At 71.0% G+C, this 18,892-nt stretch carries 17 protein-coding genes and 1 riboswitch; of the genes, 14 read left to right on the plus strand and 3 right to left on the minus strand.

Translation table 11 applies throughout. From position 1 onward, the window contains the following. The first annotated feature begins 54 nt into the window (after positions 1-54). From ACFW9Z_RS19870 to ACFW9Z_RS19900, 7 genes are all read left to right on the plus strand, one after another. On the plus strand, positions 55-1,362 hold the full coding sequence (locus ACFW9Z_RS19870; RefSeq protein WP_384642318.1) for a cytochrome P450: 1,308 nt from the start codon (positions 55-57) through the stop codon (positions 1,360-1,362). 223 nt (positions 1,363-1,585) lie between these two features. Continuing rightward, positions 1,586-2,713, plus strand: coding sequence for a transglycosylase family protein (locus ACFW9Z_RS19875; protein WP_384642320.1), 1,128 nt, complete (start codon positions 1,586-1,588; stop codon positions 2,711-2,713). Positions 2,714-3,005: 292 nt separating this feature from the next. After that, positions 3,006-3,205: riboswitch (cyclic di-AMP (ydaO/yuaA leader) on the plus strand. A 4-nt stretch (positions 3,206-3,209) separates the two neighbouring features. After that, complete coding sequence (locus ACFW9Z_RS19880) at positions 3,210-3,935, plus strand: transglycosylase family protein (RefSeq protein WP_384642322.1); 726 nt, start codon at positions 3,210-3,212, stop codon at positions 3,933-3,935. Positions 3,936-4,293: 358 nt separating this feature from the next. Continuing rightward, the gene (eno, locus tag ACFW9Z_RS19885) at positions 4,294-5,574 is read left to right on the plus strand and encodes a phosphopyruvate hydratase (RefSeq protein ID WP_384642325.1); all 1,281 of its coding nucleotides are present in this window, start codon (positions 4,294-4,296) and stop codon (positions 5,572-5,574) included. A gap of 117 nt (positions 5,575-5,691) precedes the next feature. Further along, on the plus strand, positions 5,692-6,171 hold the full coding sequence (locus ACFW9Z_RS19890) for a septum formation initiator family protein (RefSeq protein WP_384642328.1): 480 nt from the start codon (positions 5,692-5,694) through the stop codon (positions 6,169-6,171). A gap of 138 nt (positions 6,172-6,309) precedes the next feature. Beyond that, entirely contained in the window at positions 6,310-6,921 is a 612-nt protein-coding gene (locus tag ACFW9Z_RS19895) for a DUF501 domain-containing protein (RefSeq protein ID WP_384642331.1), read from the plus strand. Beyond that, positions 6,918-7,889 (plus strand): exopolyphosphatase, encoded by a 972-nt coding sequence (locus tag ACFW9Z_RS19900; protein ID WP_384642333.1) that lies wholly within the window; start codon positions 6,918-6,920, stop codon positions 7,887-7,889. The genes ACFW9Z_RS19895 and ACFW9Z_RS19900 overlap by 4 nt, the downstream gene beginning before the upstream one ends. Positions 7,890-7,967: 78 nt before the next feature. Here the strand turns inward: ACFW9Z_RS19900 and ACFW9Z_RS19905 are convergent, their stop codons facing one another. Then, a complete protein-coding gene (locus ACFW9Z_RS19905; protein ID WP_384642336.1) occupies positions 7,968-8,303 on the minus strand; it encodes a hypothetical protein in 336 nt (111 codons plus the stop codon). After that, positions 8,300-8,740 (minus strand): ATP-binding protein, encoded by a 441-nt coding sequence (locus ACFW9Z_RS19910; protein WP_384642339.1) that lies wholly within the window; start codon positions 8,738-8,740, stop codon positions 8,300-8,302. The genes ACFW9Z_RS19905 and ACFW9Z_RS19910 overlap by 4 nt, the downstream gene beginning before the upstream one ends. A 227-nt stretch (positions 8,741-8,967) precedes the next feature. Here ACFW9Z_RS19910 and ACFW9Z_RS19915 point away from each other — a divergent pair, with 227 nt between their 5' ends. Together ACFW9Z_RS19915 and ACFW9Z_RS19920 are read left to right on the plus strand one after the other, a co-directional pair. Continuing rightward, positions 8,968-9,825, plus strand: a complete 858-nt coding sequence (locus ACFW9Z_RS19915) for a helix-turn-helix domain-containing protein (RefSeq protein WP_384642342.1) — start codon at positions 8,968-8,970, stop codon at positions 9,823-9,825. Then, positions 9,822-10,031, plus strand: a complete 210-nt coding sequence (locus tag ACFW9Z_RS19920; RefSeq protein WP_384642345.1) for a DUF397 domain-containing protein — start codon at positions 9,822-9,824, stop codon at positions 10,029-10,031. The genes ACFW9Z_RS19915 and ACFW9Z_RS19920 overlap by 4 nt, the downstream gene beginning before the upstream one ends. 158 nt (positions 10,032-10,189) lie before the next feature. Here ACFW9Z_RS19920 and ACFW9Z_RS19925 read toward each other — a convergent pair whose 3' ends face one another. Next, entirely contained in the window at positions 10,190-10,972 is a 783-nt protein-coding gene (locus ACFW9Z_RS19925) for a GntR family transcriptional regulator (protein WP_384642348.1), read from the minus strand. A gap of 159 nt (positions 10,973-11,131) precedes the next feature. On the opposite strand from ACFW9Z_RS19925, the gene ACFW9Z_RS19930 reads away from it, so the two are divergent. From ACFW9Z_RS19930 to ACFW9Z_RS19950, 5 genes are all read left to right on the plus strand, one after another. Further along, on the plus strand, positions 11,132-12,025 hold the full coding sequence (locus ACFW9Z_RS19930; RefSeq protein WP_384642351.1) for a tyrosine-protein phosphatase: 894 nt from the start codon (positions 11,132-11,134) through the stop codon (positions 12,023-12,025). 42 nt (positions 12,026-12,067) lie between these two features. Further along, positions 12,068-13,390: an MFS transporter gene (locus ACFW9Z_RS19935; protein WP_384642353.1), complete on the plus strand. Its 1,323-nt coding sequence runs from the start codon at positions 12,068-12,070 to the stop codon at positions 13,388-13,390. Positions 13,391-13,439: 49 nt separating this feature from the next. Next, positions 13,440-15,356: a glycoside hydrolase family 3 protein gene (locus ACFW9Z_RS19940; RefSeq protein ID WP_384642356.1), complete on the plus strand. Its 1,917-nt coding sequence runs from the start codon at positions 13,440-13,442 to the stop codon at positions 15,354-15,356. Positions 15,357-15,822: 466 nt separating this feature from the next. Further along, complete coding sequence (locus tag ACFW9Z_RS19945; RefSeq protein WP_384642358.1) at positions 15,823-17,214, plus strand: NAD(P)/FAD-dependent oxidoreductase; 1,392 nt, start codon at positions 15,823-15,825, stop codon at positions 17,212-17,214. A gap of 306 nt (positions 17,215-17,520) precedes the next feature. Next, complete coding sequence (locus ACFW9Z_RS19950) at positions 17,521-18,825, plus strand: class I SAM-dependent methyltransferase (RefSeq protein WP_384642361.1); 1,305 nt, start codon at positions 17,521-17,523, stop codon at positions 18,823-18,825. Positions 18,826-18,892: the final 67 nt, after the last annotated feature.

Consider the following 18,892-nt stretch of genomic DNA (forward strand, 5'->3'; position numbering starts at 1 on the left):
CGCCGGTCCCGCACCGCGTACGGACCGGCGCACGCCGCCCGGTAACGTCGAGGAGTGAACGACAGCCCGGCCTGCCCCCACGCCGCCGCCTCCTCCTCCGAAGGTGCCCCCGAACTCTTCACCTGGGAGTTCGCCACCGACCCGTACCCCGCGTACGCCTGGCTCCGCGAGCACAGCCCCGTGCACCGCACCGAGCTGCCCAGCGGGGTCGAGGCCTGGCTCGTGACCCGGTACGGGGACGCCCGGCAGGCGCTCGCCGACGCCCGGCTCTCCAAGAACCCGGCGCACCACGCGGGCTCCGCGGCCGCCAAGGGGAAGACGGGCATCCCGGGGGAGCGCAAGGCGGAGCTGATGACTCATCTGCTCAACATCGACCCGCCGGACCACACCCGGCTGCGCCGGCTCGTCTCCAAGGCGTTCACCCCGCGCCGGGTCGCGGAGTTCGCGCCCCGCGTGCAGGAGCTGACGGACCGCCTCATCGACGACTTCATCGAGAAGGGGGAGGCGGACCTGATCCACGACTTCGCCTTCCCGCTCCCCATCTACGCCATCTGCGACCTGCTCGGCGTCCCGCGCGAGGACCAGGACGACTTCCGGGACTGGGCGGGCATGATGATCCGCCACGGTGGCGGGCCGCGCGGCGGGGTGGCCCGTTCGGTGAAGAAGATGCGCGGCTATCTCGCCGAACTCATCCACCGTAAAAGGGAGAATCCGGGCGATGACCTGATCTCCGGGCTGATCAAGGCCAGCGACCACGGCGAGCACCTCACGGAGAACGAGGCGGCGGCGATGGCGTTCATCCTCCTGTTCGCCGGGTTCGAGACGACGGTCAACCTCATCGGCAACGGTACGTATGCCCTGCTGCGCCACCCCGAACAGCGCGCCCGGCTGGAGGCGTCCCTGGCGGCGGGGGAGAGCGCGCTGCTGGCCACCGGGATCGAGGAACTGCTCCGGTTCGACGGCCCGGTCGAGCTCGCGACCTGGCGGTACGCCACCGAGGCGCTGACGCTCGGCGGGCAGGAGATCGCGGCCGGGGACCCGGTGCTGGTGGTGCTGGCGGCGGCCGACCGGGACCCGGAACGGTTCACGGACCCGGACGCGCTCGACCTCTCCCGGAGTGACAATCAGCACCTCGGTTACGGTCACGGAATCCACTACTGCCTGGGAGCACCGCTCGCCCGGCTGGAGGGTCAGGCCGCCGTGGCGACGCTGCTGAAACGCCTTCCTGGCCTGCGACTTGCCGGAGAATCTGCCGATTTGCGCTGGCGCGGCGGGCTGATCATGCGCGGATTGCGCACCTTGCCGGTGGAGTTCGAGCCCGGACGACGCCTTGGGGAAGGTGACACGCTGTCACCTCTGTGACTTTCACGTGATCTGCGCTGCATCGACTTGTGACATGCGTTCGAGTCCCGCTAGGTTCACGGTTCGACGCGTCGGCCGCCGCTTCACCGGTTGCTCACACGTCACTTGCTCAACGGCTTCCTGGGCGCGACGGAGTTTCCTGCGCCCGGCAGCGTCACGTTGAGTGCTCAACAGCTTCATGCTCCTCAGTTCCTGCTTGTCAGTCGCACGGAAGGCAAACCCCATGGGCTCCGCGAACGGCAGACACCGCCGCCCTCGTCAGGCACCCGCCATCGTCGTCGCCGCAGGCGTGACCGGATCGGCCATCGCCATCCCGCTCCTCGGCGCGACAGGCGCGAGCGCGGCCGAGGCCACCACCTGGGACCGGGTCGCGGAATGCGAGAGCGGCGGCATGTGGAGCGCCGACCTCGGCAACGGCTACTACGGCGGGCTCCAGTTCTCGCAGGAGACCTGGTCGGCGTACGGCGGCACCGACTTCGCGACCCGGGCCGACCTGGCCAGCCGGTCGCAGCAGATAGCCGTGGCCGAGAAGGTCCTGGCCGACCAGGGGCCGCAGGCGTGGCCGAGCTGTGCGGTGATCTCGGGCCTCGCGGTGGACGGCAGCCTGCCCGGCGTCGACCCCGGCACCGCACCCTCCACCGACCCCACCCAGGCTCCGACGACCGCCCCGGCGGACGAGGCGGATGAAAAGGGCGAGTCGAAGGTTTCGGGCGAGGCGGATAAGTCGGGCAAGACGGGCGAGGTAGGTAAGACGGGTGGGGTAGGTAAGTCCGGCGAGGCAGGCGAGACCGGCGGAGTCGACAAGGGTGGCAAGTCCGGCAAGTCCGGCAAGTCCGGCAAGGGTGACACGGTCGACCCCTCGGCGAAGCCCTCCGCGTCACCCACCGCCGGGAAGAGCGGCGGGACCGGCTCCCCCGACGCCTCGCAGCCCTCCGCCTCCCAGGGCGCCGACCGCACCGGCGGCAAGCACCGGGGCGCCCCCGCCCCCGAGGAGGCCGGTGCGGTGGGCCAGGAGGACGGCCCCCGGGAGTCCGGCCGGCACGCCTCGCGCGGCGAAGGCGATGCGCGGGACTCCGGCGCGGTCACGGCGGGCGGGTACACCGTGCAGCCCGGGGACAACCTCTGGGCGATCGCCGACGCCCAGGAGCTCCCCCAGGGCTGGACCGGCCTGTACGAGGCCAACAAGGACCTTCTGGGCTCCGATCCGGACCTGATCCTGCCCGGTCAGAGCCTGGATCTGGGTCTGGGTCAGGACGCGGAAAAGGGTGCGGACAAGGGCACGGGTGAGGGCGCGGGCGAGGGTGCCGGGAAGGGTGCTGCGGAGAGCGTCGAGGAGCCTTCCGCCAACTGATTCAATTAGGAAAAACACCCCCAAAATCACGGGTAGTTCAGAGGCCTATGTCCACTTATGCGTAAGTGAGACATGGGTCTCTTTGCTTCAACTGGCGTGTTGCGTCCGCTCGATCGGCGCAGATCCCCTCCGACCTGCGGAAACGATCCGTCAGGGTAAGCAAGTAAGCGCCGATTGGCCCAGTATGTCCGTCTTTGAATGTGGGGGTCGCCTGTGTTTACGGTCGGAACCGCTCGCACCGCGGGCCCCGTCGACCGTCACGCCGAATCCTGCCGTCGGTCGAAGGGAACAGACGCGTAAAGCGCCGTAGGCAGGAGCGGGGGACCCAGGTAAGCCGCCGGGTCCGCACGGCCCCTTCGAAGTCGAAGTCGAAGTCGAAGACGGGGACGTACGGGACCGGCTAGGGGTGAAGCCGCGTGCAAGGTCACGCGGCCGGGCAACTCATTGGCCCGAACCCGACAGCTCACCTCGCAGGCGTCGGTGAGGAGATCGTTCCATGCTGCTGAACAGCAAGGGCAAGCACCGCCGCCCGTCCAAGGCCACCCGTCTTGCCACCCTGGCGGGCGTCACGGGTGCCGCCGTCGCCATCCCGCTGATGGGCGCGACCGGCGCTTCCGCCGCCTCCGTCTCCACGTGGGACGCCGTCGCCCAGTGCGAGTCCGGCGGCAACTGGTCCATCAACACCGGCAACGGCTACTACGGCGGGCTCCAGTTCTCGCAGTCCAGCTGGGCCGCCGCCGGTGGTACGCAGTACGCCCCCCGCGCCGACCTGGCCTCCAAGGACCAGCAGATCGCCACCGCCGAGCGGCTTCTCGACATGCAGGGTCCGGGCGCCTGGGCCTGTGCCGGTGCCGGCGGTCTCACCAACGACGGTGTGGACCCGGGTGTGAACACCGGCTCCGGCCAGTCCGCGAGCAAGCCGCAGCAGGCCCCGCAGGCGCAGCCCGAGCGCAAGGCCGAGCAGCCCACCACGCGCAGCGAGCAGCGCACCGCCCCGGCCGCCCCCAAGGCCGAGAGCTCCAAGAAGACCGTCACCACCCCGACCGGTGAGAAGGTCCAGAAGGGCGACGGCGAGTACAAGGTCAAGGCCGGCGACACCCTCAGCAAGATCGCTGAGAAGGAGGGCGTCAAGGGCGGCTGGGCCAAGCTCTTCGAGCTCAACGACGACATCGTCAAAGACGCGGACCTGATCTTCCCGGGTCAGCAGCTCCACCTGAAGTAGCAGCCGGCTCTCCTCCCCGGAGGGAGGGGGTCCGGCGGCTCCCTCCCTCGCACGGCTCCCCGGCCCGGCGCGCTCACCCCCCGTGCGCGCCGGGCCGGGGTCTTTCCGCGAGGAAGCCCAGGGGGATGCGTTCACCGGCGGATGAGAATGAGGGGGGATTCGTTCACCTCTTGTCGCCAGCGCGTGTTACCGGCCAGTAGATTTTTGGAGTTTTGTCCCGTCATGCAGGCCCTTGGGTCCTTTTTCGTCCCAGGAGACGGGCGGTCGTCCGACTGATGCGGCCGGGCCGGTTAGGCTCGTGTCGCAAGGCCACAGTGACCCTGCACAACCAGTGTCAGATCCCAGAAGGAGATGCCTCGTGCCGTCCATCGACGTCGTCGTAGCCAGGGAAATCCTCGACTCCCGGGGCAACCCCACGGTCGAGGTCGAGGTTGGCCTCGACGACGGCAGCACGGGCCGTGCTGCCGTTCCGTCCGGCGCCTCCACCGGAGCGTTCGAGGCCGTTGAGCTTCGCGACGGTGACCCCAACCGCTACCAGGGCAAGGGCGTCGAGAAGGCCGTCCTCGCCGTCATCGAGCAGATCGGCCCGGAGCTCGTCGGGTACGACGCCACCGAGCAGCGCCTCATCGACCAGGCGATGTTCGACCTGGACGCCACCGAGAACAAGGCCTCGCTCGGCGCGAACGCCATCCTCGGTGTCTCGCTCGCCGTCGCGCACGCCGCCTCCGAGGCGTCCGACCTGCCGCTCTTCCGCTACCTCGGTGGCCCGAACGCGCACCTGCTGCCCGTTCCGATGATGAACATCGTGAACGGCGGCTCGCACGCCGACTCCAACGTGGACATCCAGGAGTTCATGATCGCGCCGATCGGCGCGGAGTCCTTCTCCGAGGCCCTGCGCTGGGGCGCGGAGGTCTACCACACGCTGAAGAAGGTCCTCAAGGCCAAGGGCCTGTCCACCGGACTCGGCGACGAGGGCGGCTTCGCCCCGAACCTGGAGTCCAACCGCGCCGCCCTGGACCTCATCGTCGAGGCCATCAAGGAGGCCGGTTACGTCCCGGGCCGTGACATCGCGCTCGCGCTCGACGCCGCCGCGTCCGAGTTCTACAAGGACGGCGTCTACGAGTTCGAGGGCAAGTCCCGCTCGGCCGCCGAGATGACCGAGTACTACGAGGAGCTCGTCTCCGCGTACCCGCTGGTCTCCATCGAGGACCCGCTGTACGAGGACGACTGGGACGGCTGGAAGACCATCACCGACCGCATCGGCGCCAAGGTCCAGATCGTCGGCGACGACCTCTTCGTCACCAACCCCGAGCGCCTGGTCCGTGGCATCGAGGAGGGCTCCGCCAACGCCCTGCTCGTCAAGGTCAACCAGATCGGTTCGCTGACCGAGGCCCTGGACGCCGTCGAGCTGGCCCAGCGCAACGGTCTCAAGTGCATGATGTCGCACCGCTCCGGCGAGACCGAGGACGTCACCATCGCCGACCTCGCCGTCGCCGTGAACTGCGGCCAGATCAAGACCGGCGCCCCGGCCCGCTCGGACCGCGTCGCCAAGTACAACCAGCTGCTGCGCATCGAGGAGATCCTCGACGACGCCGCGGTGTACGCGGGCCGCTCCGCCTTCCCGCGCTTCAAGGGCTGACCCGTAGCCGCTTCAAAGGCTGACCCGTAGCCGTCAAGACGGTGGCCTCCGTCCGTCCCCGCACTCGGTCCCGTACCGTGTGCGGGGACGGACGTGCGTGATGGGGAGGCGGGAGACATGGCCGGGAAGGACCGGGACCGGTTCTCCACCGCGACCAGGCTGCGACTGCTCGGCGAGCAGACCGCCGCCCGCGTCTACCGCTCCCAGAACCGCCGCCAGGCCCGCCGCTCCCGGCTCACCGGCCGGGCCGCGTTCCTGGCACTGGTCGTCTGCTCCCTGGTCGTCGCGCTCGCCTACCCGATGCGCCAGTACGTCTCCCAGCGCGACGAGATCGCCGAGCAGGAGCGGCTCTCGCAGCAGGCGGAGCGGCGCACCGAGGAGCTGCGGGACGAGAAGGCGCGGCTCCAGGACGACGCGTACATCATGCGGCTGGCCCGCCAGCACCTCCATTACGTCCTCCCCGGGGAGACCGGCTACACGGTGGCCGACCCCGACGCGGCGCGGGAGCGCCGCGGGGAGCCAGGCGCGAACCACCGGCCCTGGCACTCCAACCTCTGGGACGGCGTGGACGGCGCCGACCGGAACGACCGCGACTGACCGGGACCGCCCCCTGTACGGTCCACCTCCACGACTCCCCGTACGTCCACCCCGACCCGACCCGACCCGACCCGACCCCACCCCGACCCGTCCCGTCCCGTCCACTTCCACGAGCTTCCGAGCAGAACCAAGGCAGGCATGGAAACGCCCCCTCCGCAGACCGAGTCCACCAAGCCCACCGACGCGGACATCGCCGCGTTCGAGCAGCAGCTCGGCCGCCCGCCGCGCGGCCTGCGCGCCATCGCGCACCGCTGCCCGTGCGGCAACCCGGACGTGGTGGAGACCCAGCCCCGTCTGGAGGACGGCACGCCGTTCCCGACGACGTACTACCTGACCTGCCCCCGGGCGGCCTCGGCGATCGGCACGCTGGAGGCGAACGGGGTCATGAAGGAGATGACGGCCCGTCTGGAGACCGACCCGGAGCTGGCCGCCGCCTACCGGGCCGCGCACGAGGACTACATCACCCGCCGCGACGCCATCGAGGTCCTGGAGGGCTTCCCGAGCGCGGGCGGTATGCCGGACCGGGTGAAGTGCCTGCACGTCCTGGTCGGCCACTCGCTGGCCGCCGGTCCCGGAGTGAACCCGCTGGGCGACGAGGCCATCGCGATGCTGCCGGAGTGGTGGGCCAAGGGCGCGTGCGTGACGCCGTGCGCGCCGAAGGAGGAGGACGGCTGGACCGTGGACGAGGGCGACGGGGGTCACTTCGCCTTCCGCCCGCTCGACGGCCCCGCCGACGGGACCGGCGCATGACCCGGGTCGCCGCGATCGACTGCGGTACGAACTCGATCCGGCTCCTCGTCGCCGACGCGGACCCCGCCACCGGCTCCTTCACCGAGCTGGACCGGCGGATGACGATCGTCCGCCTCGGCCAGGGCGTCGACCGCACCGGCCGGCTCGCCCCCGAGGCGCTGGAGCGGACGTTCGCGGCCTGCCGTGAGTACGCCGCCGCGATCGCGGAACTGGGCGCCGAACGCGTCCGCTTCGTCGCCACCTCCGCCTCCCGCGACGCCGAGAACAGCGCGGACTTCGTGGCCGGGGTCCGGGAGATCCTGGGCGTCGAGCCCGAGGTGATCACCGGCGACCAGGAGGCGCAGCTCTCCTTCGACGGCGCCACCAAGGAGCTGACCGGCAGCGACCACCTGGCCAAGCCGTACCTGGTCGTCGACATCGGCGGCGGCTCCACCGAGTTCGTCCTCGGCTCGGAGAGGGTGGAGGCGGCCCGCTCCGTGGACATCGGCTGCGTCCGCATGACCGAGCGTCACCTGACCGCGGACGGGACCGTGGTGGACCCGCCCACCCACGACCGGGTCGCCGCGATCCGCAAGGACATCGAAGCCGCCCTGGACGCGGCCGCCGCGACCGTACCCCTGACCGAGGCGGCGACGCTCGTCGGCCTGGCGGGCACGGTCACCACGATCGCGGGGATCGCGCTGGAGCTGGCGGAGTACGACTCCGAGGCCATCCATCACTCCCGGGTCTCCCGGGGCCAGGCCCGCGCGATCACCGAACACCTCCTCCAGTCCACCCACGAGGAACGCGCCGCGATCCCGGTGATGCACCCGGGCCGCGTCGACGTGATCGCCGCGGGCGCCCTCGTCCTGCTGGCCATCATGGAACGGACGGGCGCGCACGAGGTCGTCGTCAGCGAGCACGACATCCTGGACGGGATCGCCTGGAGCGCGGCGCAGAACTTGGCGGAAGACGGACCGCTCGCCTGATCAGCGGCGTGGCATAGCCTGTTGAAGCACGCGCCCCCGGAGCCTTGGCCGCTCCGGGGGCGCGCTGTTGTGGCCGCCCTACTGCGTGGGTGGCCCGTCCTGGTGGCAGTAGCACGCGCAGCCCCCTGAGGGGCGGACGCACTCCATGTGCAGTGCCGTCCGGTGGTCGAGGACGGCGGCGCGGCAGTGGGGGCCCGTCGGCCGACCGGTGTCCGCGCCCACCCTGACGCCGATCGAGCGCTCCTCGCGGACGATGTCCCGCGCCACCCTGGCCATCTCCGACAGGCGGGAGCTGTAGGGGCAGTTGCCTGCCTGGGCCCGGCATACCTCGCATGCCGCCGTGTGGTCTGTCACCGCCCGGTACAACACCATGTCGTCCGTGACGGGGCGCCACCGCGTGACGGGTCCGGTCACCACGTCACCACCGCCCACACGATTTTGCCGAACTCGCGGTCGGCGGTGCCCCAGGACTCGGCCAACAGGCCGACCAGGTGCAGGCCGCGGCCCCGCCCACGCTCGTCCGAGGCCGGTCGGACCACCGGCCGCTTCCGACGAGTGTCGTGCACCTCGATCCGGCACCGGCCCGGACCGGCGTCGACCACCACCCGGATGGAGTCGCCCGGCTCCGTGCCGTAACGCACGGCGTTGGTCACCAGCTCGCTGGCGAGAAGCTCCAACGTGTCGAGCGCGTCGCCGGTGGTGCCCGGTTCCTGGTGGGCGGTCGCCTCGCGTACGAAGCGGCGCGCGGGGCGAACCGCTTCGGGCTCGGCGGCGCAGATCAGCTGTGGCGGCACAGCGGGGCGCTCGCTGTGCTGCGCGGACGGTAAGGCGTGTGGACGCACGGTCGTCATGCGGACCCCTTGACCCTATGGCCGTACTCATCACTCGCGTTGGTACGGCGATGTAAACGTAGGAAGTAGAGTGCCCAAATTGCTGAGCACTCTGCAAGTGGATCGAAACTAAAATGTAAATTTACACATGTTGAGGAAAGCGGCTGTAGGGAGGGGACCCAAAGGTGACATCGGGGCGGCACGCGCGGCAGACTGATCCTGACCACCAGGCGAGAGGGACGGGATACGTGAGCGCACCCACGGTGAGACGGCGGCAGCTCGGCCGTACGCTGCGGGCCCTCCGCGAGTCTCTCGGGCTCAAGCAGGAGGATGTCGCCGCTCGGTCCGGCGGAAGGCTCAACGGGGCCAAGGTCAGCCGAGTCGAGAACGCGAAGGTTGCGGCGAGCGCGGCCGACGTGACGCTCATCCTCGATGCCATAGGCGTCAGTGACGAAGCCCTCCGGTCCGGTCTGCTGAAGCTCACACGCGAGGGGGCAAGGCGTGGCTGGTGGCAGTCGTACCGGTCCGTCCTCTCGCCCGCGTACGAGGACCTGATCAGCCTGGAGAGCGAGGCCGACACGATCAGTACGTGGCAGCCGAGCGCCATTCCGGGTCTGCTCCACACAGCCGAGTACGCGCGAGAGATCATCACTGCCACCGCGATGACCGAGGCGGCCGAAGACCGTGTGGACGCCTTGGTGGAGGTGCGCCTCGCCCGGCAGATGGTGCTCACCCGCGAGACCCCGTTGACTCTCTGGGCCATCATCGGTGAGGTCGCCCTGCGTGCCCGCTGCGCAGACGAACGGATCATGACCGACCAACTTGCCCGGCTGCTCTCGCTGGCCAGGCTTCCCAACATCACGATCCAGGTGCTGCCGGTCACGGCTGCGCCGCACGTGGGGCAGATGGGAGCCTTCTCGCTCCTCGGTTACGGTGCGCACTCCGGGCTGGCCGTGGCACACATCGAGTCGCTGACCTCGGCCCTCTACGTGGAAGACCAGAGCGACGTGGCTGTGTACCACGACGCGGTCGCGCGGCTGCGTGCCGCTGCTCTGCCACCTGGTGAATCCACGAAACTCATTGCAGAGATAAGGGATAGCAAATGACCACGATCCTCGATGCCTCGACCCTCCCCGTGACCTGGTGGAAGTCGTCGCGCAGCGACACGGGCGCGCAGTGTGTGGAGTGCGGCCTCCTCGGCGGCGACGCGGTTGCCGTCCGCGACAGCAAGATGCCCACCGGTCCTGCCCTGGTCTTCGGCCGTGACGCGCTCACCGCCATGGTCGGTGCGGTCGCGGGCGGCACGCTGTAGGTCCCCGGACGCGACGAACGCGCCCTCTTCCGCGCCGTGCGGGAGAGGGCGCGTTCACATCCGGGCGAGCTGCTGATGGTCGCGACCCTGGTGGAGGTTCTTGGGATGGTGCTCTACGTCAGGGTCGTGCCCCGGTTGCTGCCCTCCTGGCTCTCCGTCTAGGCCTCCGCCTGGTCGCGGAAGCGTAGGACGAACCGTGCGCTCTCGCCCCTGATCCGGCGGCGTACGTAGAGCACGGGCGCGCCCGTCGCGTCGCAGCTCACGCCCTCGCGCACCAGCAGCGGGCTGCCCGTCGGCACCCCGAGGGCGTCCGCGTCGTCCACGTCCGCGCCCACCGCCGAGAAGGCGCGCCAGTCGTATTCGAGGGTGATGCCCATGGCGTCGCTCAGCCTGCGCACCACGTTGCCCATCCGGTCGGAGGGGCCCAGGTCGGCGGGGAGCCTGGCCGACAGCAGCCAGTAGGAGCTGACCACCCAGGCCGACGAGCCCTGGAGGAACACCGAGTCCACCCGGCTGAGTTCGTCCACCGGGCGGCGCAGATGGGCCGAGGCCTCCTGGTCGTACCGGCCCGACGGGCCCGGCCGGACCGCCACGATCCGTTCACTGTCGAAGTCGGTCCCCGCCACGGGGCCGTCGCCGAGAGGGATGGACTGGGTGCTGCCTATGTCCACCCGCTGGCTGCGCGGATCGACAGTGATGGACACCCGGGTGACGGGGGGTCGGACGAAGGTGCCGATGCCCCGTCTGACCTCGATGGACGCCGCCCGCTCCAGCTCGGCCATCGCCTGCCGCACGGTGAGCCGGTTGACCCCGAACTCCGCCGACAGCTCCGGCTCGCTGGGCAGACGCGTCCCGGCCGGCAGCTCTCCGGCGTCGATCCTGCGCTGGAGGCTGCGGGCGAGCTGGAGGTAGACCGGGGCGGATCTCTGGTTTCTCGGCACTGCTCGATCCTAGGGAGTTCGACGGGCCCGCCGGAGCGAGGAGATGTTGTTCATTTCGCGTACACCGACCGGCCTGCGGGCGGTCCGGACGGCGCCGCACAGACATCTAAACATCTAGATGTCTGTGCAGGTGTTCCGATCGAACCGAGGTTCCGTCCCATGAATCCGCTGAACCCGCTGAACCCGCTGAACCCGCCGAACCCGCCGAATCCGCTGGATCCGCTCAAGTCGTTGAATCCGCTTGCCGTAGGTCTGCTCAACTTCCGTGATGCCGCCCTGGCCGCCGACCCCGGCGGCACCCGGGTCCGGCGCGGTGTCCTCTACCGGTCGGCCCAGCCCTTCCCCGCCGCCGACTCCCATACGGCCGACGGGCTGCGCGCGGCCGACGTACGGACGGTCATCGACCTCCGCAGCGCCGAGGAGCGCCGCCCCGAGGACTGGCAGGCCCTGCGGGGCGCCGGGATCGAGATCGTCGAAGCGCCCCTCGAAGCGGTCGGGGAGGCGGTCGCGGGTGAGCTGGCCGCGCTGCGTACGGATGCCGATCTGGGCCGGTTCTACGCTTCCCTGGCCGAGGCGGCACCCGACGCCCTCGTGGCGGCGGTGGGCGCGGCGGCCCGTCCCGGTGCGGCGCTCGTCCACTGCGCGGCGGGCAAGGACCGTACCGGCCTGCTGACCGCCCTGCTGCTCGAACTGCTCGGCGTACCCGACGAGTCCATCGCCGACGACTACGTACGCACGGCGGACGAACTGCCGCTGATCCTGGCCGCCCTCGCCGAGCGCGTCGGCGCCGGGCCGCTCAACCGGCTGCCGGGCGGCGGCACACAGGAGGGTGTCGGTACGCCGGGCGGTGGCGCCGGTATGCCCGACGGCCCGGTGATCCCCGCTCCGCTGCTGGCCGCGCCGCGCGTCGCGATCCTGACCTTCCTCCGCCTGACCGGCGAACGCCACGGTGGCGCGGGCGCGTTCCTGCGCGGATGCGGGGTCCTCGACGGCGTGATCGAGGAGTTCCGGGCCAAGGCGGGCCGGGCCCCGGCCGCCACCCCCAGCCGCTGACCCCGCTCCCTTTTCTTCCTCTCCCTCCCCAGGAGTACGTCCATGTCCGAAGCCCCCGCAGCGGCGGTCCCGGCCCCGCCTGGCCCCGTGGTTTCCGGTGGTACGGAGAACGACCGGGCCCCACGCCGTACGCTCGCGGCCCTCGTCGTCACCGAGCTGCTGCTGTCCTTCGCGCTCGCCACCCCGCTGGTCGCCACGCTGAGCCTGAAGGTCAACGAGATCGCCCCCGACCAGCGCACGAGCGTGCTGAGCCTGGTGGCGGCCGTCGGGTCGGTCGCCGCCTTTCTGCTGAACCCGGTGTTCGGGCACCTCTCCGACCGCACGGTCAGCCGGTTCGGCCGCCGTCGGCCGTGGATCATCGGCGGGCTGCTCGCCGGCTTCCCCGCCGCCCTGGTCATGGCGACCGCCACCACCACGGCCCAGCTCACCATCGGCTGGCTCCTCGCCCAGGCCGCGTACAACGCCGCGCTCGCCGCGCTCTCCGCCGTCATCGCCGACCGGATCCCGCCCGACCGCCAGGCGACCGCCTCCGGGCTGTTCGGGGCCGCCGGGTTCGCCGGGGTGGTCCCCGGTCTCGTCCTGGTCGGCCTGCTGCCGGGCCGTACCGTGCTGCTGTTCCTGCTTCCGGCCGCGGTGGCCGCCGTCGGGGGAGCGCTCGCCTGGTATCTGCTGCGGGGCGAACGGCCGCTGGACCCGGCCGAGCGGGAGCCGGTCAGCGTGCGTTCCGTCTTCACCAGCCTGACCTTCGACCCGCGGAAGTCACCGGCCTTCACCATCGTCTGGGGCCAGCGCTTCCTGCTCCAGTTCGCCAACTCCCTCATCGGCGCGTTCGGCCTCTACTTCTTCATGGCCCGCCTCGGCATGTCGACCTCCGAGGCAGCCGCCCTGCTGTCGGTCACCGGGCTGTTCTCCCTGGTCGGCAACGTGGTGTCGGCGGCGGTGTGCGGCAAGCTCGCCTCCCGTACGGGGGCGTACCGGGCCTTCATCATCGGCTCCGGGCTGCTCCTGACCGGGTCCATGCTCATCAAGATGACCGCTGCGTCGGTGTGGCCCGTCTACGTGGCGTCGGCGCTGGCCGGGATCGGGCTCGGCGCCTTCTACGCGGTCGACCTCGCCCTGGTCATCCGGGTGATGCCGCACTCCGCCGACTCCGCCCGCTACCTCGGCGTCTTCAACATCGCCAAGTCGCTCCCGCAGTCGATCGCCCCCGCCCTCGCCCCGCTGCTGCTGGCGCTCGGCAGCGACCCCGTCGTCCGGTCGGGGGACGGCAACTACTTCGCCCTCTACGCGGGAGGCGCGCTGGCGGCGCTCGCGGCCACGGCCCTGACCCCGCTGATCCGGCACCCCCGCCTCACCCGCGACTGACCGATCCGGCCCAGCCCGCCTCCTCACACGACGTACGAAAGGCCCCGCGATGTCCGTACCTCCGCCCCCGCTGCGCCACCACGACGGAACCCCGTTCCGCGATCTCAACCACAACGGCACGATGGAGCCCTACGAGGACCCCCGGCTGCCCGTCGAGGAGCGGGTGACCGACCTGCTGGCCCGGATGACCCTGGAGGAGAAGGCCGGGCTGATGTGCCACGGCCGGATGCTCCCGCCCACCGACGGCACCCCGGTCGGGGTGGCCGGACCGGACACCCTGGCCCCACCCACCGGCGCCGAGCACATCGCCGCCCGGCACATCAACCACTTCGCGCTGATGGCCGTACCGCCGCCCGCCGCGATGGCCCGCTGGAACAACCACGTCCAGGACCTCGCCGCCGCCACCCGCCTCGGCATCCCCGTCACGCTCTCCTCGGACCCCCGGCACGGCTTCACCGCCAATCCGGCCACCGCCCACTCCGGCGAGGGGTTCAGCGCCGGACCCGAGCCGATCGGGCTGGCCGCCACCGACGACCCCGGCCTCGTCCGGGAGTTCGCCGCCGCCATGGCCGCCGAGCTCCGGGCCGTCGGCATCCGGCTCGCCCTGCACCCGATGGCCGACCTGGCCACGGAACCCCGCTGGGCCCGGATCAGCGGCACGTTCGGCGAGGACGCCGACCGGGCCGGGCGGATGCTCGACGCCTACATCCGGGGCATGCAGGGCGACCGGCTCGACGCCGACAGCGTGGCCTGCATGGTCAAGCACTTCCCGGGCCACGGTCCGCAGGCCCTGGGCGAGGACGCGCACTTCGCGGCGGGCCGGGCCCAGGCGTTCCCGGGCCGGAACCTCGACTACCACCTGCGCCCCTTCGAGGCCGCGTTCGCGGCGGGCGCGGCGCAGGTCATGCCCTGTTACGCGATCCCCTCCGGCACCGGGCTCGCGGAGGTCGGGGCCGGGTACAACCGGGACGTCGTCACCGGTCTGCTCCGGGAGCGGTACGGCTTCGACGGGGTGGTGTGCACCGACTTCAACGCCCTGACCGGGATGGAGATCCCCGGCCTGGTCACCCTCCCCGCACGCGCCTGGGGCGTGGAACACCTCTCCGTACCCGAACGGCTGGTGACGATGCTCGACGCCGGGGTGGACCAGCTCGGCGGCGAGACCTGCGCCGAGCTGATCGTGGCGGCGGTCCGGTCGGGGGCGGTGAGGGAGGAGCGCGTCGACGATTCCGTACGCCGCATCCTGCGGGACAAGTTCCGGCTCGGGCTCTTCGAGGACCCGTACGTGGACCCCGAGCGGGCCGCACGGCTGGTCGGGACCCCGCACACCCGGCGGCTGGGGCGCACGGTGCAGCGCCGCTCCCTGGTGGGCCTGGCCGGGAGCGCGGAACCGTTCACGACCCCGCGCCGCACGGAACCGGGAAGCCCCGCCGAGCCCGGAGACCTCCCCGTCTACGCCGAGCACGAACCCCGAAACCTCGCCATCTACGCCGAGAACATCGCCCCCGACGTCCTCGCCCGCTACGGCCGGACCGTGGCCACCCCCGAGGAGGCCGACGTGGCCGTGCTGCGCCTCGACGCCCCCTACGAGCGGCGCGAAGGGCTGCTGGAGCGGCACTTCCACTCCGGTTCGCTGGAGTTCCCCGCCGAGGAGGCCGCCCGGCTGCGGGCCGTCTGCGCCACCGTGCCGACCGCGGTCAGCGTCTTCCTGGACCGGCCGGCCGTGCTGGCCCCGCTCACGGGCCCGGCCGGTCCCGCCCTGCTGATCGGCGACTTCGGGGCCGACGACGACCTGGTGGTGGACGCCGTCTTCGGGGGCGTACCGCTGGAAGGGGTGCTGCCGTTCGACCTGCCGTCGTCGATGCGGGCCGTGGCGGAGTCCCGGGAGGACGTCCCCTTCGACACCGCCTCGCCCCTGTGGCGCTGCGGGCATCGGGCCCCTGCCGGAGAGGCTGCTGCTCAGTAGCGTTCCCGACCGCACCTTTGAGCTGCGGAAAGGCCCTGGTGAGGCCCCGGTGAGGCTCCTGGTGGGGCTCCTGGTGGGGCCCCGGAGCGGCCCCCGGGACGCCCCGGGAGGGGGCTTCGCGCGGTACGCCGCGCCGAACTTCGTGAACTTCTTCACAAGGAATTCGGCCCTCTTGGGCGCAGTTGGGGCCCGCAAGGGCCGTCCGGGCCATATGCGGCGCCGTGCGGCAGGCGTACGGGCGCGTTCCGGGCGCGTTGCGTACACGTGAAAGGGAGTGCCGCCGCACCCCTCCCCGGAGGGCCAAGGGCCAGCTCACAGGCGGTCAGGAACGTTTCCCGGGGCGTTGCGGTTCCCTTGCGGGGTCATGACCTGGGTCACGTGGGCGGCGAAGTGTAGCAGAGGGTGGGTGAATCCTTGTGAAGGGGCTCACGAGCACCCCCCTGGGGCGGGGTGGATACTCGATGGCATGAGCACCACGGAGCGTCCCAGGATCCTCGTTGTAGGCGGTGGGTACGTAGGCCTGTACGCAGCTCGTCGCATTCTGAAGAAGATGCGGTACGGGGAGGCGACCGTCACGGTCGTCGACCCGCGGTCGTACATGACGTACCAGCCCTTCCTCCCCGAAGCTGCCGCAGGCAGCATCTCGCCTCGGCATGTCGTCGTCCCGCTGCGACGCGTGCTGCCCAAGGCTGAGGTTCTCACCGGTCGTGTCACGACCATCGACCAGGACCGCAAGGTCGCCACGGTCGCGCCGCTCGTCGGCGAGGCCTACGAGCTGCCCTTCGACTACCTGGTCATCGCGATGGGCGCGGTCTCCCGTACCTTCCCGATCCCCGGCCTCGCCGAGCAGGGCATCGGCATGAAGGGCATCGAGGAGGCCATCGGCCTGCGCAACCACGTCCTGGAGCAGCTGGACAAGGCTGACTCCACGACCGACGAGGACGTCCGCCGCAAGGCGCTGACGTTCGTCTTCGTGGGCGGCGGCTTCGCCGGTGCGGAGACCATCGGCGAGGTCGAGGACATGGCCCGCGACGCGGCGAAGTACTACACGAACGTGAAGCGCGAGGACATGCGCTTCATCCTCGTCGACGCCGCCGACAAGATCCTTCCCGAGGTCGGCCCGAAGCTGGGCGCCTACGGCAAGGAGCACCTGGAGAGCCGTGGCGTGGAGATCTACCTCTCCACCTCCATGGACTCCTGCGTCAACGGCCACGTGGTGCTCAAGAACGGCCTGGAGGTCGACTCCAGCACCATCGTGTGGACCGCCGGTGTGAAGCCGAACCCGGCGCTCGCCCGCTTCGGTCTGCCGCTCGGCCCGCGCGGCCACGTGGACACCTCCGAGAAGCTCCAGGTGCAGGGCACCGACTACATCTGGGCCGCGGGCGACAACGCCCAGATCCCGGACATGATCGGCCGCCGCGCAGGCAACCCGAACGCCTGGTGCCCGCCCAACGCCCAGCACGCGCTGCGGCAGGCGAAGGTCCTCGGCGACAACGTGATCTCCGGTATGCGGGGCTTCCCGCAGAAGGAGTACAGCCACGCCAACAAGGGTGCGGTCGCCGGTCTCGGCCTGCACAAGGGCGTCGCGATGATCGTCATGGGCAAGGTGAAGATCAAGCTCAAGGGCCGTCTCGCCTGGTACATGCACCGTGGTTACCACGGCATGGCGATGCCGACCTGGAACCGTAAGATCCGGATCTTCGCCGACTGGACGCTGGCGATGTTCCTCAAGCGCGAGGTCGTCTCGCTCGGCGCCATGGAGACGCCGCGCGAGGAGTTCTACGAGGCCGCCAAGCCGGCCCCGGCTCCGGCCGTCGTCGCCGCCAAGTCCGAGGGCGAGAAGGCCAAGGCCTCCTGACCTCCGGGTGACCGCTCCGCGAGGAGCGCCCCCGTATGACGCCCGAAGGGGCCGTCCGCCATCCGTGGTGCGGACGGCCCCTTCGGCGTATCCGCGCGCGTTTTGCCGTTCCGTTGCCCGGTAGCGGGATGACGGAGCGTGCGGGGAGAGTTGACACATACGTACCTCGCCGTGGGCACCGAAGAGCGCGACAGCGGGACCATGAGCGGGTATCCACGCACGGTTGCTTGTTGTGCTCGTTGTGTTCGTCCTGCTCGTTGTGCTTGTTGTGTTCGTCGGGGAAACACCACCACGGAGGTGTGCGCCATGGCACGCGCCGCATCGCGGCTGACCGCTCTCGCCGAAGAGCTGCTCTCGGAACCCCTACCGGTCCGCATCCGGGCCTGGGACGGCAGCGAATCGGGTCCGCCCGGCGCCCCCGTCCTCGTGATCCGGCACCGCCGCGCCCTGCGCAGACTCCTGTGGAAGCCGGGCGAGCTGGGCCTGGCCCGTGCCTGGGTGGCCGGGGAGATCGACGTCGAGGGTGATCTGTACGAGGTCCTCGACCGGGTCGCCGGGCTGCTGTGGGACCGGGGCGTCGACGCCAAGGCCGCGGTCCACCCGGTCCGCGACCCCGCCGTCCGCGCCTTCGCCGCCGGTCTCCTCAAGCTGGCCGGGCCCTGGCCGCCGCCCGCCCCGCCCGCCGAGGAGGTCCGCCGCCGCACCGGCCCGCTGCACACCAAGCGGCGCGACAAGGAGGCCATCAGCCACCACTACGACGTGGGCAACGACTTCTACGCCCTGGTCCTCGGCCCGTCCATGGTCTACTCCTGCGCCTACTGGGAGGAGGGCGGGACCCTGGAGGAGGCCCAGCGCGACAAGCTCGACCTGGTCTCCCGCAAGCTCGCCCTGAAGGAGGGCGACCGCCTGCTGGACGTCGGCTGCGGCTGGGGCTCGATGGCCATCCACGCCGCCCGCGAGTACGGGGCGCAGGTCACCGGCATCACCCTCTCCCAGGAGCAGGCCGCCCATGCCCGCAAGCGCATCGCCGAGGAGGGGCTGACCGACCGCATCGAGATCCGGGTCCAGGACTACCGGGACGTCCGCGACGGCCCGTACGACGCGATCTCCTCGATCGGGATGGCCGAACACGTCGGCTCGGTCCGCTACCGCGAGTACGCCGACGCCCTGTACGCCCTCCTCAAGCCCGGCGGACGGCTGCTGAACCACCAGATCGCCCGCCGCCCCGAGAAGAACGAGGACGCCTACCGCATCGACGCGTTCATCGACTCCTACGTCTTCCCCGACGGTGAACTCGCCCCCCTCGGCCGTACCCTGACCACCCTGGAGGAGGCCGGGTTCGAGGCCCGCGACGTCGAGGCGCTGCGCGAGCACTACGCGCTGACCCTGCGCCGCTGGGTGGCCAACCTGGAGCGGCACTGGGAGGAGGCGGTACGGGCCACCTCACCGGGCCGGGCCAGGGTCTGGCGGCTGTACATGGCCGCCTCCGCGCTCTCCTTCGAGCACAACAAGATCGGCGTCAACCAGATCCTCGCGGTGCGCCCGCTGGAGGCCGGCTCCTCCCGGCTGCCGCTGCGCACCCGCGCCTGGACGGAGAAGGCGGGCGGCTGACCCGTACGCGTACACGTACGTCTTGGGTACGGGCGAGGGGCCGGTGCACCGCTCCCCAGCGGTGCAC

Origin of the sequence: Streptomyces sp. NPDC059452 (assembly GCF_042750035.1) — a bacterium.
Taxonomy (GTDB): Bacteria; Actinomycetota; Actinomycetes; order Streptomycetales; family Streptomycetaceae; genus Streptomyces.